Origin of the sequence: Leptospira ryugenii (assembly GCF_003114855.1) — a bacterium.
Classification (GTDB): Bacteria; Spirochaetota; Leptospiria; order Leptospirales; family Leptospiraceae; genus Leptospira_A; species Leptospira_A ryugenii.
Genome location: NZ_BFBB01000009.1, coordinates 98,998 through 113,909, shown reverse-complemented (window position 1 = coordinate 113,909; position 14,912 = coordinate 98,998). Strand labels below are relative to the sequence as shown.

The 14,912-nt window shown below is 37.5% G+C and carries 17 protein-coding genes; 10 read left to right on the top strand and 7 right to left on the bottom strand.

What is annotated here, in order from left to right; all coding sequences use genetic code 11:
• The first annotated feature begins 4 nt into the window (after window positions 1–4).
• Together DI060_RS17515 and DI060_RS17510 are read left to right on the top strand one after the other, a co-directional pair.
• Window positions 5–661: a DUF1569 domain-containing protein gene (locus DI060_RS17515; RefSeq protein ID WP_108978294.1), complete on the top strand. Its 657-nt coding sequence runs from the start codon at window positions 5–7 to the stop codon at window positions 659–661.
• Window positions 658–1,263: an NADPH-dependent FMN reductase gene (locus tag DI060_RS17510; RefSeq protein ID WP_108978293.1), complete on the top strand. Its 606-nt coding sequence runs from the start codon at window positions 658–660 to the stop codon at window positions 1,261–1,263. The genes DI060_RS17515 and DI060_RS17510 overlap by 4 nt, the downstream gene beginning before the upstream one ends.
• On the opposite strand, the gene DI060_RS17505 is transcribed toward DI060_RS17510, so the two are convergent.
• Complete coding sequence (locus tag DI060_RS17505; RefSeq protein ID WP_108978292.1) at window positions 1,232–2,284, bottom strand: acyltransferase family protein; 1,053 nt, start codon at window positions 2,282–2,284, stop codon at window positions 1,232–1,234. The genes DI060_RS17510 and DI060_RS17505 overlap by 32 nt on opposite strands.
• A 103-nt stretch (window positions 2,285–2,387) precedes the next feature.
• On the opposite strand from DI060_RS17505, the gene DI060_RS17500 reads away from it, so the two are divergent.
• On the top strand, window positions 2,388–2,825 hold the full coding sequence (locus DI060_RS17500) for a Crp/Fnr family transcriptional regulator (protein WP_108978291.1): 438 nt from the start codon (window positions 2,388–2,390) through the stop codon (window positions 2,823–2,825).
• A gap of 1 nt (window position 2,826) precedes the next feature.
• Here the strand turns inward: DI060_RS17500 and DI060_RS17495 are convergent, their stop codons facing one another.
• Both DI060_RS17495 and DI060_RS17490 read right to left on the bottom strand, forming a co-directional pair.
• Window positions 2,827–3,078: a hypothetical protein gene (locus tag DI060_RS17495; RefSeq protein WP_108978290.1), complete on the bottom strand. Its 252-nt coding sequence runs from the start codon at window positions 3,076–3,078 to the stop codon at window positions 2,827–2,829.
• The gene (locus DI060_RS17490) at window positions 3,075–4,577 is read right to left on the bottom strand and encodes an HDOD domain-containing protein (protein ID WP_108978289.1); all 1,503 of its coding nucleotides are present in this window, start codon (window positions 4,575–4,577) and stop codon (window positions 3,075–3,077) included. Before DI060_RS17490 ends, DI060_RS17495 begins: the two co-directional genes overlap by 4 nt.
• On the opposite strand from DI060_RS17490, the gene DI060_RS17485 reads away from it, so the two are divergent.
• On the top strand, window positions 4,562–5,200 hold the full coding sequence (locus DI060_RS17485) for a hypothetical protein (RefSeq protein WP_244594490.1): 639 nt from the start codon (window positions 4,562–4,564) through the stop codon (window positions 5,198–5,200). The two genes, DI060_RS17490 and DI060_RS17485, sit on opposite strands and share 16 nt — an antisense overlap.
• Here DI060_RS17485 and DI060_RS17480 read toward each other — a convergent pair.
• Together DI060_RS17480 and DI060_RS17475 are read right to left on the bottom strand one after the other, a co-directional pair.
• Window positions 5,157–5,657: a hypothetical protein gene (locus DI060_RS17480; RefSeq protein ID WP_135355094.1), complete on the bottom strand. Its 501-nt coding sequence runs from the start codon at window positions 5,655–5,657 to the stop codon at window positions 5,157–5,159. The two genes, DI060_RS17485 and DI060_RS17480, sit on opposite strands and share 44 nt — an antisense overlap.
• A complete protein-coding gene (locus DI060_RS17475; RefSeq protein ID WP_108978287.1) occupies window positions 5,658–6,938 on the bottom strand; it encodes an STAS domain-containing protein in 1,281 nt (426 codons plus the stop codon).
• A 171-nt stretch (window positions 6,939–7,109) separates the two neighbouring features.
• On the opposite strand from DI060_RS17475, the gene DI060_RS17470 reads away from it, so the two are divergent.
• The 6 genes from DI060_RS17470 (at window position 7,110) to DI060_RS17445 (ending at window position 12,800) form a co-directional block, all read left to right on the top strand.
• Complete coding sequence (locus DI060_RS17470; protein ID WP_108978286.1) at window positions 7,110–7,412, top strand: HU family DNA-binding protein; 303 nt, start codon at window positions 7,110–7,112, stop codon at window positions 7,410–7,412.
• 49 nt (window positions 7,413–7,461) lie between these two features.
• A complete protein-coding gene (locus DI060_RS17465; RefSeq protein WP_108978285.1) occupies window positions 7,462–7,905 on the top strand; it encodes a M14 family metallopeptidase in 444 nt (147 codons plus the stop codon).
• A 77-nt stretch (window positions 7,906–7,982) separates the two neighbouring features.
• Window positions 7,983–9,599 (top strand): FAD-binding oxidoreductase, encoded by a 1,617-nt coding sequence (locus DI060_RS17460; RefSeq protein WP_108978284.1) that lies wholly within the window; start codon window positions 7,983–7,985, stop codon window positions 9,597–9,599.
• Window position 9,600: 1 nt separating this feature from the next.
• Window positions 9,601–10,236: a TetR/AcrR family transcriptional regulator gene (locus tag DI060_RS17455; protein WP_108978283.1), complete on the top strand. Its 636-nt coding sequence runs from the start codon at window positions 9,601–9,603 to the stop codon at window positions 10,234–10,236.
• Between the two features lie 3 nt (window positions 10,237–10,239).
• On the top strand, window positions 10,240–11,166 hold the full coding sequence (locus DI060_RS17450; protein ID WP_108978282.1) for a diacylglycerol/lipid kinase family protein: 927 nt from the start codon (window positions 10,240–10,242) through the stop codon (window positions 11,164–11,166).
• Complete coding sequence (locus DI060_RS17445) at window positions 11,160–12,800, top strand: glycerol-3-phosphate dehydrogenase/oxidase (RefSeq protein WP_108978281.1); 1,641 nt, start codon at window positions 11,160–11,162, stop codon at window positions 12,798–12,800. Before DI060_RS17450 ends, DI060_RS17445 begins: the two co-directional genes overlap by 7 nt.
• Here the strand turns inward: DI060_RS17445 and DI060_RS17440 are convergent.
• Together DI060_RS17440 and DI060_RS17435 are read right to left on the bottom strand one after the other, a co-directional pair.
• On the bottom strand, window positions 12,797–13,753 hold the full coding sequence (locus DI060_RS17440; RefSeq protein ID WP_108978280.1) for a P-loop NTPase family protein: 957 nt from the start codon (window positions 13,751–13,753) through the stop codon (window positions 12,797–12,799). The two genes, DI060_RS17445 and DI060_RS17440, sit on opposite strands and share 4 nt — an antisense overlap.
• A complete protein-coding gene (locus tag DI060_RS17435) occupies window positions 13,750–14,907 on the bottom strand; it encodes a PP2C family protein-serine/threonine phosphatase (RefSeq protein ID WP_108978279.1) in 1,158 nt (385 codons plus the stop codon). The genes DI060_RS17440 and DI060_RS17435 overlap by 4 nt, the downstream gene beginning before the upstream one ends.
• Window positions 14,908–14,912: the final 5 nt, after the last annotated feature.

Below are 14,912 nucleotides of genomic sequence, written 5' to 3'. Positions count from 1 at the left end.
AAAAATGAAAGCGCCACAAAAGTATAAATCAATTTCGGATGTAGAAGATGAGTTGAACATCATTATATCTTGCAATCGTAAACCTAAATACGATTTATCAATTTACCAAATTATGAACTTCATTGCAGAGTTTATTGAATTGTCCATTCAGTCAGCAGACCAAAAGCGAATCTTCAATACTTGGCATAGGATTATAGGTAAATATAAATTCGCAAAACTCATGTCATCTGGATTCTATTCAAAGGCCTCCCAGGTGTATGGATTCCCATCAAAGGCTGAATCTGGAGATGAAAAATCTGCTGAGATGAGGCTTCGCACAGCTTTAACTGCTTTCAAACTACATTCGGGACCTTTCGGAAGCCATCCTATTTATGGAGATCTTGATAAAAAACAATGGGAAAAAGTAATAAGTATCTTATCGGGTTTCTTGTTCGGATATATTCATCTAGAAGGCGATGAGAAGGCTCGGTTTTTAAGGGACAAGGAATTACAAAAGGAAAAACACGAAAAGCGAAAACAAGACCAAAAAGAGAGTAAATATCTCTCTGATAAGAATTCTAAAAATCACAAACATAACAATAGAAATAAAAATAGAAATTGGAAAAATAAAAAGAGACACCATAAAAAAGATAATCGTAATCAAGGCGAAGGTGCAAAATGAAGATATCGTTAATTTCAGGGAGCCATCGGAAAAATTCTCAATCAACTAAAGTAACCTCCTTTGTCCAAGGCATTCTTGAGAAAAAACACGGAATCAAGACTCAGACATTCGATTTAGGGGAAAAACCTCTCCCAGTTTGGGAGCCAGGTATGTGGCAGAAAGATTCTGAAATTAAACAATTTTGGAAGACTTATTCAAATGGACTTACGGAGTCAGATGGATTCATTTTCTTCTCACCAGAGTATTCTGGTATGGCAAGCCCTGCTTTAAAAAATTTCTTTCTATTTATCAGTGGTGCCGATTTCGCTCACAAACCTGGCTTACTTTTTTCAATATCATCCGGTAGAGGAGGAGCCTATCCTATTTCCGAGTTGAGATCCTCGAGTTATAAGAATACTAGAATAGTCTATGTTCCTGATCACGTTATTGTACGGAATGTAGAAAAGGTTTTGAACGATGTCAATGCGATCGATGAGGATGATACTATGATTAGGGAGAGAATTGAATATAGTCTCGCTGTATTTTTGGAATATAGCAAAGCTCTCCAGACGGTCCGTTCAAGTGGAACAATCAATTTGCAAAAGTTTGGGAACGGTATGTAATCAGATATGCGATGAGGGTTGGTATGCCGATGTTTAAAATCAAAGTGATAAGATAACCAACCAAGGGATTGAAGAAGAAATACGGATCAATAGCGTGCATATAGTGGATAACAAAAGGGTGGATTAAAAAGATATACAAACTGTTTTTGCCTACAAATCCAAGGAACTTTGACATTTTACCAACAGATTGGGAAGCGAGTATTTCTCTCAGAAATAATACCATCAAGATTGGGTAACCTAGATGGTGATTTTTAAGATCGATATGCTTATAACTATAAAAAATGATGAGCACTCCCATTGAGATTGTAAAGGGTAGTAAATATGATATCAGTGCTTGTTTAGGAAGTGAGTTTGAATTCTTCGAGTTTTTCAAAAGTATTCCGAGGAAAAAGAAACCAATATAGTTAAAGATTGAAATTGCATGGTATTGTTTTGGCAGCAATTCATCTAACAATCCCAAATTTGACAGAAAGTTAACAATTAACGAAAGTATAGAAACCAAAACTAAACTCAGATAATTCCATTTTTCTAGGAAAAGAAAATAGTATAGCAGATAAAACTGAAAGAGTAGTGGTACAAAGTAATAAGGAGTGAATACTTCCCCAAAAAGGATTTTTGCACTTAAATCCAAAAGTGAAAGATTAGAATACTTTACAAAATATCCAATACAAGAAGCCAATAAATACGGCAAAACCAATGACTTCCCTTTGTTCAACCAATAGCCTTCTTTTTTACTCAGAAATAATGAAGAAGCAAATATAAATAAAGGTACTGAGAAACGACTGAGATTGGAAAAGAGTAGGGTATATGTAAGGATCTGCGTGTCTTTTGGGTGGAAAAAGGAAAAATATGAATGAATGTGAATACAAACAATTCCAATCATAGCCAAGCCTCTTAGCTGGTCTAAGGTAGTATCCCTTCCATTTTTGTTCTTTTGCCAGATTGGAGAGTTCTCCCCAGAAACCCGATAGCAAAGATAAAAAATCCCGATTAGTGCAATTCCTAGTAATTCCCAGTCCATTTTTACCCCAGATAGAAGTTTCTTAGGAAATTACCTGGTAGCCAAGCGAAAATGAATTCAGTTTCGGGATAAAGATGCCAAAAATAATACCAGGAGCCTTTTAATGAGCAAGATCAGCATTCCTGCCGGACAAAGAATATTCAAAGAAGGTGAGTTGAATAATTCTATGTACATCATTCTTCAAGGGAATGTGGAAATCTATTTCACGGTGAACAATAGCCAAACGAGATTAGCTATCATGAAACCTGGTGATTTTTTTGGTGAAATGGCCTTGTTTAGCTCCAAACCCAGAAGTGCAACCGCTCGGACTATCACTTCTGCCGAACTGGCAATCATAGAAAGCAAACAGCAATTAGAAAATTTTTTAGTTAAGAATCCAAAGTTTGCAGCAAAGATGGTGTCGATTATGGCAGATCGTCTCGCACGCACGAATGAATTGTTGATCTCAAGCATGGAGAAATCAGTTGCGAAAAAGATAGAATACAGCACTGGTGATAAGGAAGCACACACCTCACCGAATGATGTAGAAGATATTCCTTAAGCTATCCGTAAATTGAAGGCAGATTTTTTCTATGTAATGTAATTTCAAAAATTGGTGCATATTGTAACAAATTTTTGATACTTACGATTTGGCCTTCTGCTTCCAAAAATTCAGATAATATTTCCAAAACTTCCTCTTCATCCAATTGTGATAAAAAAGGATATTCTGGGTGGCCTTTTAATGAAAATTCTTTGGCATTCCTCGGATCATCTAAAAAAGCATCCTCTTGGTTGATCATCTCTTTCCAATTCATGATAAGATCCTTTCATATTCTTCTTTTTTAGATTCGTACTTACGTTTGAGATGAGCAAGGAGTTCCTGAAATGATTTTTCATCGTAAATTCCGAATGTCGATAGTACCTCAGGTTCAATCGTATAATAATTTCCCTTTCCCCTATGCGTACTTGCCATGATATCACTCAAATAGACAAGTCGACAATACACTTCATTGGATGTGCGGCAAAGCCAGGGTTTATGATGGAATCGAATGACGTCTAAAATCTCCTCAGGAAAATTCCACTTTTTCCCAATCATATAGCCAATCTCTGAGTGTGTTATGCCAAGGGTGTATTCTTCTACCCATTCGGACAGTTGAGTGTTATCCTCGCTTTTCAAAACACGAATTTGATCTACAAGGCTTAGATCCAAACTCAACAAGACCATCCTTCCAATGTCATGTAAAAGACCAGAAACAGATGCTACCTCTGCAAATTTTGCATAGGTATGTATTTGCTCTCCTAAAAATCGAACATACAAGCTAACTTTAAAGGAGTGGGACCAAATCGCAATTTGTTTGTCATACTTTCCATTCAGAATTTTACGTGCCCCTAATGTAAGAAGGATCGATTCTAAATTCTTTAGTCCAATTCGCTTAAGGGCTTCTTCCATTAAAATGACTTTTTGGTGTGCGCCAAATAAAGGAGAGTTTGCAATTTTTAAAATTTCCGCTGTTACGGCTGGTTCTCGTTTTACTTCCTCAGCAAGAGGGTGCCAATCAGAGTCTTTCTTTTTGACTTCACGAATCAAATGTTGGATGTGAGCGGAAAGTGGAGGTAAACTTTCTACTTCTTGCGTAAGTATATTTCTGATTTTGGTTTGAGAATCAATGGGGAGTAAAAGTTTAGGTATTCTTACCGTAACAGTTGTCAGGTGCTCTTCGGTTTTTAATTCAAAAAACTTTTCTTTCACTCCTGAGTTTCTAAGTAGGATATGTATGAGCACAATGCCAAGCCCAGAGCTTTCTTCGGAATCTACAGACTCTTTATACGCATCATTGATATTTTTGTATTTTTCTGAAGCTAGGATTCTTTGGTTGATTCGGTTTCTCTCTTCTTCAAGAATCTTTGCATTGTTGGACACTTTAAACTCGAGGTATTGTGGATGGTTTTTTGCGATCACATTGACGAGATACTCGGTATTCTCTAACTGTCGAAAGAGTTCCGTACGATGGTGCCCAAATTGGAATTTGAAGAGGGAAATTCCTTTTTTATAATCCGATGGTTCTTGTAGGTTGAGTGACTTTTCGCGGAAAAAAACCCGTTTGGCATTTGCTTTGCAGCCATTGACAAGAAGCTCATTTAGGATGGTAAAGAGAATTTCATGCAAAAATTCCAAGGAGACAGAACGGCAGATTCTACCAATCCATAGATCTAGGTCGTGGCAATTGACCTCTGAAAAATGGACATAATCTTTCTGGGCGGGTTTTCCGGAAAGAAATTCTTCTTGGAAAGCCACTAGTGGAGAATCTGGCATTGGTTCCAGTTATGGCTTTGTTTCCCTTTTTGGAAACAGAAAATTTTCTTTCCAGTCTCGTAGTTCTTTTTCCGATACTTTTATTGATGGAACGATATAAAAATTCAGTCATTATGATCCTTGTCATAGCAATGACCGGAATAGGTTCATTGGTTTTGGCTCAGACCACAACAAGTCCCAATAATACGGGTTCAACGCCAGAAACTGAGAACCATGATGGCAAAGAAGGGCAAGATAAAGAGTTTTATGAGTATTATTATAAAACTCAGGCAGAAAACCTACCACTTAAAAAAGCAAAGTTAGAATACAATCTAATCAGAACCCTAAAGAAAGAGATTTTGAGCAGAGATTATTCTAAAGCGAATCTTGAGTTGGTAAAGAAAATCGAAGGCTCAAATATCAAATATGAGCGAGTCTATCGAGATAGCAAATGGGTGAGAGGTTTTCTTTCACAAATGCCACATTTAAACGTGTTAGACTATATGTACATTGTTAAACATGACAAGTATATGTGTTTTTTAACGTTTGAGACGAATCCTGAGTCGTATTTACAGGAAGCCAGACAATCTCAGTTATTATTTACGGGGAACGATAAGTTCGAAATTGTAATCCCCAAGCCCTGAATAGGGTTGCTAGTCCAATGAGGACTGCGAAGTAGGCAACTGCTCCACGAAAGAATCGTTCCAGGTGGATGAGTGGTGTGCTTACTTCGTCGTTTTCTTTAATTTTTGAAACGGCAATCTTCCTGCCAAAAACCGTCATTTCTTTCCGGTAAATTTGAATTGAATCACCTAATTTCAGTTTTCTGTAAATTGAGTAAGGGATCACCTCTGAGGACTCAGCAAGTTGGCCGTTCTTTAATGAAAAAGAATAATGACATTCATATTGAATAGGAAACTTGTTTTTGACTCGACCAATCTCTTGTACCACCGCAAAACTTAGATTACCTAAGTTTTCCAAATGGTTCATCTCGTCTTGAACTCTTACAAATTCCCTGTGTACGAAAAAATAAATCCCAAGTGAAGTTAAAAAACAAAGTAGTATCGTGTTCGATACCCATATGGGTAAACGAGCTGACATTTAGGATTTGTTTTTGCCCTCAAAGTACTGGAAGGCTTCTGGTCTACTTTCAAAAAATTGGAAGGCACCTGAAAGTCCAAGCAGGTGAAAGACTTGGGCAATAGAGCTACTAACACCCACTAAGGCTACGTCTTTGGATTTTTTCTGTAGGCTTAATTTCACATCGAGAATCATTCGTATACCTAAACTGGAGATATAACGAAGTTCTGAGAAATCGATGATGAGGTGCTTTCGTTCAGGAGCCACCATTTCATCTAGGATGGTTTGAGTGATTTTATCAAGAGGCCCTGATTCCATTCGACCTTTAATCTGAACAATCACTGTACCGTTCACCTTTTCTCGTTCGATTTCGTAAGGTAATTCCTGCATTGTTTTTCCTCTTCCTTTCGGAACCACAACGGAGAGAGTATCATTCGACAATTTGAATCTTGCCTTAGAGTAAGGTGGGAATGAGTAATGTCGTTCTGTAAGCGAGTCGACAGCGATTCCCCCATTCATCTCCGAGATTACTTCCACTTCATCCAAAGCCCTGAAATCTGCCAAGGAAAACTCATACCCTGTTTGTTTGCTTCTGATTTCCCTTGCATAGACATGAAAGTATGGTTCTTGTTTTGCAAAAGGTGGGAATTTCTTAGGGAAACAGGAGGAAATCCATCCAGTAGAGCCAGCACCAGTGTATACAAGCAAACCTGAGCATTTCTGCTCCTCTTTAGTGCCTTGGTATGAGATCCAATAGCGTGAGGTCAAGTCAGGGCTATTGTTGCGGATGGAAAGTTCACACACGGCAGGCACAGTATCCACCTTGGTCCCATCTGGGTATTCAATCTGAGTTGTGATGAGACTCCACTGTTCGATTTCTGAACCTATGAAACTCTGTTGCACTTCTTTTTCTAATTCCTCTGCCGTATAACTAAGGAGAGCTCCAACCGATGTAAATGGATCAGAGTTGACTCCTATCAAGGGAATATTGGCTACTTGGTGGGCAACATAAGTGAAATGATTGTCTCCTCCATGTGAAATGACTAGATCATACTTTTTCTTTTTGAGTAAGTCTTCAAACTCCTCTCGAAAGACAAAGTCAGCATTTGGGAATACTCTTTCACGAAGGTATTTACGGGAAGAAATCTGCCTTTCGTGAGATGCAAGAGTTCTCTCATAAACTTCTGGTTTATCTTTTGTGACTCTCTCGTAGGCACTAAGGGATCCAAAAGACTCAAGGTCCAATTCGAATTTAGTTCGTTTCCATACGACAATCACTTTGGAAAAGAAGAGTTTTGGCATCGTAAAGTCAGAAAATGCAGAATTCTTTAGGAAAATAAAGGTTTTTTTAAAAAATCTTTATTTTTCCTAAGAAAAATGAAGAAAAGTGCTATCCAAAAAATTTTCGCTTGTACGAAAATCATAATTCATCGAAATATTGAGTAACCGAATGGTTCCGAGGAAGAACAAAGTATGGCAACTGCAACCCCAATGAAAAAGTCTGAGATGTTATCAGAACTTGCTGAAATCACAGGAATGACTAAGAAGAACGTCGCGGCATTTCTTGATGCTTATGTGGAATTAGCTTACAAAGAAACCAAAAAAAATGGCGTATTTGTAATCCCAGGTTTGGGAAAACTAGTGAAACGAAACCGTCCCAAAAGAAAAGGTAGAAATCCTGCGACAGGTGAATCCATTGTGATTCCTGCAAAAACTGTTGTTAAATTTACTCTTTCCAAGTCTGCAAAAGACGCAATTGTTCCACCTAAAAAATAAAGACTCATCTACCCAGGTTTACTGAATGACTCCTGGGTAGATTCTATTCATGGAAAAAAGACCTTTTCCTTTTTCACCTTTCGTTGATTCTCTGTTAGGTGAAAAAATTCTCATCATAGCGAAGAAACATGGATTAAGTGAAGATTTTCTTTTATCATCGCTTAAAAAGAATCTCTCTTTGCCAGAATTCTATTTCACGCCAAATTCTCAGAAGCAGACTCTGATGGTGAGGTATCCGAATCTTATTCGAAAGTTGATCGAGAGTGGAGACTTCAATGGATTGGTGGACATATTTTTAAAAATTTCAAAAGGCCAAACCCAAGAGTTTGAGATACCTGCCATTGATTTGAGTTTTGAACTCATAGAATGGCTGTTAACTGGATTTGAAATGAAAAACCAAATAGCTGATATTCTCAATGCTTTGTTTGGGGTTTCAGAATTCCAAGAATCTTGGATCGAAGAAATATGGATAGAATACCAAAAGGAGTTGTGAATTTCACAAAATAAAATTTCTTTATTGTCAAAAATTGACACCAGTTCAAAATTGCTCATCCGCCAAATAGGACATATATGACGACACGTAACATATTTAAGTGGGGAGCAGAAGATATTGAAGAAAAGCTTCCGCAACACACACGACATTTTTTTGAAACTACCTTCCAAGTTCGAAAAGAGTTCCGCGAACATTTTCCGAAATCCGCTTCCCATCTAAAGATAAACTCCAAACAGAAACTCAAACCAGCTACAATCGCTAAGTTTAAAAAAATAGTGGATAGCTCCTCCTTTGGAGTTGATGAAGTAACACGCGCCAAACATTCGATAGGTAAGTTTTATTCCGAAATCTACCGTGCGCGGTTCGGTGAAGTAAATTCAGCAGTTGATTTAGTTTTATATCCAAAATCAGAGAACGAAGTAGTTAAGATTGTAGCCTTGGCCAATTCGTTAGGCGTTCCTATCATTCCCTATGGGAAGGGATCAAGCGTAACGATGGCATTACAAGCTCCCAAAGGTGGGATTTCTGTAGATATGTCCCGAATGGATCATATTCTAGAACTAAATACAACGGATGCGACAGTGACTGTGGAAGCTGGGATTAGCGGACCTGCTTTAGAAGCATTTTTGAATGAGAAAGGGTATACCTGTGGGCACTTCCCGCAATCATTTGAGTTCTCCACTGTTGGTGGTTGGATTGCCGCAAAAGGTGCAGGGCAAGCCTCGACCGGATATGGGAAGATGGAAGATATTCTTCTGTCTTTAACTTCTGTTACCCCGGAGGGAACTTTCGTATCCAAACCGTATCCTGCGGCATCCATTGGCCCAGATCTCTTTCGATTATTCCTTGGTGCAGAAGGAAGCTTCGGAATCATCACTAAGGCAACTCTAAAGATACGGAAATACAATCCTCAAAATTCAGCCAAGGGATCCTTTATTTTTAAATCATTTGAAGATGCCGTAGAAACAATGAGAATTGTGATGCAGTCTGGATTTGGAAAACCTCATTTCTTTAGAATCCAGGATCCAGAAGAAACAGAAATTTCATTTCATATGAGTGGGCTTGCGAATGGAAAGGAAGATAAAATCCTTTCCTGGCTCGGTTATAAGTCTGGGAAAAGATCTTTGATGCATATTATTGTGGATGGCGATTCTGAATATACTCAATTTGTTTTAAAAAAGATCAGGAAAATTGCAAAGCAGAAAGGAGCCTTTTCTACAGGGAAATCTCCAGTTGAAAAGTGGTTGCACCAGCGTTATTCGAGTGCATATCTTCGCGATGCTTTGATGGACGAGGCTATTCGCATAGACACAATTGAAACTGCTGTTACATGGCATCAATTATTGAATCTTTGGGAAAAGACTCGTGCCTATATAAAAAGTTTTCCAAATCAAACATGTATGGTGCATATTTCACATGCTTATGAAACCGGAGCAAATTTGTACTTCATCTTTATTTGCCCTATGGATGAGAAAAATGAAATTCAATCTTTTGAAAAATTTCATAAGGGCCTTATCGATACCATCCATGCAAATGGTGGATCTTTATCTCATCACCATGGAATTGGTCGCCTTTTGTCACCTTGGGTAGAAAAAGAACTTGGAGAGGAAGGGCTGAGAATTTTAACAGGGTTAAAGAAAATCTTCGATCCAAAAGGGATTATGAATCCAAAAGGATTATTGGGTATCAAGTAAAATGGGAGTTTCTGAACGAAAAAAAAGGGAATTCGCGATTCGAGAAGAGAATATACTTAAGGCGGCTATAGGTTTCTTTCAGATTAAACATCCGAGTTTAGTGAAAATGGATGACATCGCCAAACAATTAGAAATAGGACGAGGTACAATCTATCTTCATTTCAAAAGTAAAGATGATCTCATGGCGAGAATTCAGTATGAAGATTACGTTAGGTTAAGACAGAAATTGCAAAATGCTCTCAATGAAAGCACTGGTCTAGATATGGCAAAGGCTGCCCTTAGGATTTATATAGAACACTGTTTGGGAGACAAAAATATGTATTTGGTTGCGAAACAATGTGGTGATTCTATGAATCTGGACAATGTATCGCCAGAAATGCAAGAAAAGTTGATCGAAGAAAGAAACAATCGACTTTCGATTTTGGAAAAGATCTATCGACAAACAAGAAGCGAAAATCTCACAAACCAGAAGGGTGCCTATCCGAACGTAGCAGTCGCTTGGGGAATGATTCGCGGTGCTGTAGAGGTTCTTCTAGACGGTCACTTCCAAAAAGAAATTAAGAGTGAGAAATCTTATATTGAAACCATTGAACACGTATTATTCTTTGGTCTTTTCCCGAAAAATCATCAGGATTAAACTATGGCTATCAAAATCATTCTCAATCCAGTTTCCGGCGGTGGGGCATCTAAAAAAGTATGGAAGCAAATCCAAAAAACTCTGTCTCAATCTGGTCACAGATTTGAGTTTGCGGAGACTACGGAAACCATAAGTGCAAAGGAATTGGCAAGCGAGGCATTGAAGAATGGATTTGATTGGATCATAGGAATCGGTGGAGATGGAACACTTTCAAATATAATCAATGGTTTCTTTGAAAATGGAAAAGCTATCAATGCGAAGGCGGTATTTAGCCCGATACCTGCTGGTAGAGGAAATGATTTTGTGAAGACGATTCAAGTTCCTAGAAATCCGAAAAAAGCCATCGAAAAGGTGTTAAATGGGATAGAAAGGAGTATTGATCTAATCGAAGTCAATTATACTCTGCAAAATGGTGAGGGTAAATCCACTTATCTCTGCTTAAATCTTCTGGATTTTGGGATGGGGGGAGAAGTCGTTTATAAAGTAAATCGATCTCGTTTGGGACGATGGTTAGGTGGGAAAATTGTTTTTTTACTCTATACTCTCATCTGCCTGTTTACTTATAAAAACAAAAAAATTACATTGAATTTAGATAATAAAAAGAAAATAGAAGAACGTTGTCGGTTGATTGTTTTAGCTAATGGACAATATGCAGGAGGAGGGATGTGGTTTGCTCCAAAGGCATCTCTTGATGACGGGCAAATTGATTTTCTGGCTATCACGGATATTGGAATACCAGAATCGCTTTTGAAGTTTTCAAAGATTTATAAAGGTCAACTAACCCAAGAAGATAAAGTTATTTCTGATACCATACGTTATCTAGAAGCAAGTTCTGAGGAAGATGTCTATATTGACGTCGATGGAGAAAATATGGGAAAACTTCCTGCAAGTTTTTCTATCAAGGAAAAATGTATAAAAATTAAATGTTAACTGCAAAGAATAAAAAAAAGAGTCGCCTATCAAATATTAATCGAGAATACGATATCATTATTGTCGGTGGTGGCATCACTGGGGCTAATATTCTCTGGGATGCTACCCTACGCGGATACAGATGTTTATTGCTCGAAAAGTCGGATTATGCCTCAGGAACTAGCCAAGCCACTTCTAAATTGATACACGGAGGTTTGCGCTATCTTAAAAATTTAGAATTTTCTCTAGTAAGAGAATCGCTCAGAGAAAGGCGAATCTTAGCAAAAATTACACCTCATGCAATGAGACCCATGGGGTTTCTCATCCCAATACGATCTCTATATGCAAAACTGATTCTATGGGCAGGGATGTTTCTTTACAATCTTTTCTCCTTTGATCGAAACGAGGAGATTTTAGATGAAGTTAAAATCCCTCGGTATATTTGGAATTCATTTGAAGAAACAATATATAAATCCCCGAATATCCATCCAAAGAATGTCATTGGTTCTTTTCAATATTATGATTATTTGAATGTAAATCCAGAAAGGCATACTTGTGAGTTTATCTTCTCTGCCAAGAAAAAAGGAGCACATGCTTATAACTATGCAAAAGTTAGTTCAATAAGTAAAACTTTTTCGGGGAAAGCATACCAAGTAAAAATAGATGATTCCATCTCTGGAGAGACCATCTATACACAAACAAAAGTATTAATCAATTCAGCTGGTCCTTGGGCAGATTATATCGATGCCTTGGCAGGTATTCCGACTGATACAAAAATCATACGTTCCAAAGGAATCCATGCCGTAGTTCGGAATATTTGTGATAAAGAATGTGTCGTTGCTCAAAAGAGAGATGGTTCTCATTTGTTTGTTATCCCTTGGAGAAATAGGACAATCATTGGTACGACAGATGTCCGTTATGACCAACATCCTGATCAATTTTCTGTCACCGAAAAGGATCTTCAAGAGCTTATAGATGATATCAACTATGCGTATGGATTTTCAAATCTGACTCTTAACGATATCGTGTATTTTTATGGTGGACTTCGACCGCTTGTAGAGGATACAAATCATAAAGATGAAACTTATTCTGCCTCGCGAAAGGCAGAGATTTTTCACTACAATAAGGATGGATATCCTGGAGTTTTTGCTGCCCTAGGTGGAAAGTACACAACAAGTCGGTCGGTAGCAGAAAAAATAGTAAATCAAATCGATATATATTTTGGTTATACAGATAAAGTTTGTAAGACAAAGGATGAACTTTTAATAGGAGCTTACCAAAAACCTCGTTTAGAATTGATTCGGGAGTTACAGGCAAAGTTTCCAAAAGTTTCCGGTAGAAAGATTGAAATCCTTACTTTTAGATACGGAACTATAGCAGAGAAAATGTTAGCAAAGCCAGGTAAATATGAGATCCCCCTTGCTAATGGCGAAATATTTTTTGAAGAAGAAATAGATTATCTTTGTGAAGAAGAGGAAATCATCAAGGCATCTGATTTGTTTTTTCGTAGATCAGGGATAGGCACGGTCGGAAGACTTGGCAGGGAGCAATTGAATATTGTAATAGACCATCTTGCGAAAAAACTCTCTTGGGACCAGAAACGAAAGAAAGAAGAAATGGCTGAAATAGAAAAACGATATCTTTGGAATCGTTAAACGATCTTTGCATATTGTTTTATTTTTTCAGATACCAAAGTTTCTAATATCTCAAAATAATTAAGCGATTTTGAGTCTGCAGGTGGGTTTGGTAATTTGGGCACGATACTCAAACCAAATCTTCCATATTCTTCCTTTATCCACTTTTGGATCTGAGTCCTTGCTTCATTCACTTTATCTTTTCGATTTGGATACAATATGATAAACTGCAACAATTCCTCGATCCCCATTTTTTTAACAACAGATGTTTTGAAAATTGGAGGGAGGGTTTGGTTTGGTAACACATCTTTTAAGAATGATAAAGTAGTTTCTAACATATGGAAGCTATTATTTGCAAGTCCAATTTCATCACATTTATTTATGATGAATGCTTCTGGAACCTCCATGATTCCACTTTTCATAAATTGAATCTGATCACCACCTAAAGGTTGTAGTACTAAAAATGAGATGTCTGAAATTAATGAAACGGAGATTTCATTTTGCCCAATTCCAACCGTTTCAACAAACACATAATCAAAAATACTTCTAAGAAATCGGATCACGTGGTATGTATACGGATTTAAACCTCCCAATTCTAGCTGAGATGGTTGTGATCTAAAGTAGATAGCATTTTCTCTTCTTGGCAATTGAATTCGAGTTCTGTCACCAAGTATAGATCCTCCGCTAATATTGGAGGAAGGGTCGATGGCAACAATTGCCATCTTTTTACCTGGAGCCATTCTTAAAAATTCACGACAAATCTCTCCTAGTAAGGATGATTTTCCAGCTCCAGGGGTTCCTGTGATACCTATGGTGAGTGAATTGTGTAACGAACGTCTTTCTGTGAGATAAGAAAATATTTCATTTCTAAATTTTTGGCTATTTGGTGATTCAATCTTTGAGATGACTTGAGCAATCGCATATTTTTCACCTAACATAGAATCTTCAATTAGTTTAATTGTATCTTTTGTCATAATTCTTTTTTATCAAAGTCAATAACCAATAATGCTAGGTCATCATTAAAATTTGCACTTGGGGTAAATGTGTATAAGTCTTTTAAGAGTAGATTAGGGAGAACCTCGGTTTTACACTCTATGTTTTCACTTAAAAAATCTTTCCATCGCAAACTATCGTAATCACTACCTTGGCCATCGGTCGTTTCGAGGATACCATCTGTACATAAAATTAAACGGTCACCTGGGACAAGAGTAAATTCAGATTTCAAAAATGGTTTTCGTTTTAACTCGTAGTTAAGCCCTAAAGGAATACCAGGAGTAGAGAATTCCAAAAAAATATTTTCAGTTCTTCTATGCAGGAGTAGGGGATGGTGACCGGCATTTGAATATTCCACCAAGCCAGTTTTCGGAAAGATTCGCAAAATCATTGCAGTTGCAAACATCCCAAGCGCTCCACGTTCGGACACACTTTGGTCCATAAGCTTCAAAGTATCCGTAGGAGATAATTTTAATGTGTGAGCGTATTGGAAAGACATCTTTAAGACTGTAGCAAGTAAGGCACCCGGTACGCCATGACCAGATACGTCTGCAATTAAAAAATCACAGTATTCTTCTTCTTCCTCATAATCAAAAAAATCTCCTCCGACTTTATCCATAGGAACGTATAAAGAACTCACAACAAATCCAGGTAAGAAGGGAGATTTTTTTGGTAAGATATTGATTTGAATTAAACGTGCTATGTCCAATTCTTTTTCGATAATATTATTCCTTTCTTTCAATTGACTGTGAAAACTTTTTATTTGCAAAGCGGATTCTATCCTTGCTAACAACTCTTCCTTGTTAAAGTTTTTTTGTAGGTAATCATTAGCACCTAGATGAAATCCTTTTACAATGTCTTGTGAATCGTGCATTGCAGTAATTAAGATTATGGGAAGCTCCACTTGAGACTTTGTTTTTCGGAGATGCTGAAGTACTGAGTAGCCGTCCATTTCGGGCATCATGAGATCCAACAGGAGCATATCAGGATTTTCTTCGCTCACTTTTGATAAAGCATCCAAACCATTGACGGCTTCGATTACCTCATAGTGATGTTGTAGGAGAGGTTTGGCTAATATCTTGCGGTTGATAGAATCGTCATCAACCACAAGAATTTTTGCTTTCGGATGGCGCACTAAAG

Excerpts from the sequence above, each read along its gene's own strand:
- DI060_RS17515 (WP_108978294.1), top strand. The coding sequence starts at position 5 with ATGAAAGCGCCACAAAAGTATAAATCAATTTCGGATGTAGAAGATGAG.
- DI060_RS17510 (WP_108978293.1), top strand. The coding sequence starts at position 658 with ATGAAGATATCGTTAATTTCAGGGAGCCATCGGAAAAATTCTCAATCA.
- DI060_RS17505 (WP_108978292.1), bottom strand. The coding sequence starts at position 2,284 with ATGGACTGGGAATTACTAGGAATTGCACTAATCGGGATTTTTTATCTT.
- DI060_RS17500 (WP_108978291.1), top strand. The coding sequence starts at position 2,388 with ATGAGCAAGATCAGCATTCCTGCCGGACAAAGAATATTCAAAGAAGGT.
- DI060_RS17495 (WP_108978290.1), bottom strand. The coding sequence starts at position 3,078 with ATGAATTGGAAAGAGATGATCAACCAAGAGGATGCTTTTTTAGATGAT.
- DI060_RS17490 (WP_108978289.1), bottom strand. The coding sequence starts at position 4,577 with ATGCCAGATTCTCCACTAGTGGCTTTCCAAGAAGAATTTCTTTCCGGA.
- DI060_RS17480 (WP_135355094.1), bottom strand. The coding sequence starts at position 5,657 with ATGTCAGCTCGTTTACCCATATGGGTATCGAACACGATACTACTTTGT.
- DI060_RS17475 (WP_108978287.1), bottom strand. The coding sequence starts at position 6,938 with ATGCCAAAACTCTTCTTTTCCAAAGTGATTGTCGTATGGAAACGAACT.
- DI060_RS17470 (WP_108978286.1), top strand. The coding sequence starts at position 7,110 with ATGGCAACTGCAACCCCAATGAAAAAGTCTGAGATGTTATCAGAACTT.
- DI060_RS17465 (WP_108978285.1), top strand. The coding sequence starts at position 7,462 with ATGGAAAAAAGACCTTTTCCTTTTTCACCTTTCGTTGATTCTCTGTTA.
- DI060_RS17460 (WP_108978284.1), top strand. The coding sequence starts at position 7,983 with ATGACGACACGTAACATATTTAAGTGGGGAGCAGAAGATATTGAAGAA.
- DI060_RS17455 (WP_108978283.1), top strand. The coding sequence starts at position 9,601 with ATGGGAGTTTCTGAACGAAAAAAAAGGGAATTCGCGATTCGAGAAGAG.
- DI060_RS17450 (WP_108978282.1), top strand. The coding sequence starts at position 10,240 with ATGGCTATCAAAATCATTCTCAATCCAGTTTCCGGCGGTGGGGCATCT.
- DI060_RS17445 (WP_108978281.1), top strand. The coding sequence starts at position 11,160 with ATGTTAACTGCAAAGAATAAAAAAAAGAGTCGCCTATCAAATATTAAT.
- DI060_RS17440 (WP_108978280.1), bottom strand. The coding sequence starts at position 13,753 with ATGACAAAAGATACAATTAAACTAATTGAAGATTCTATGTTAGGTGAA.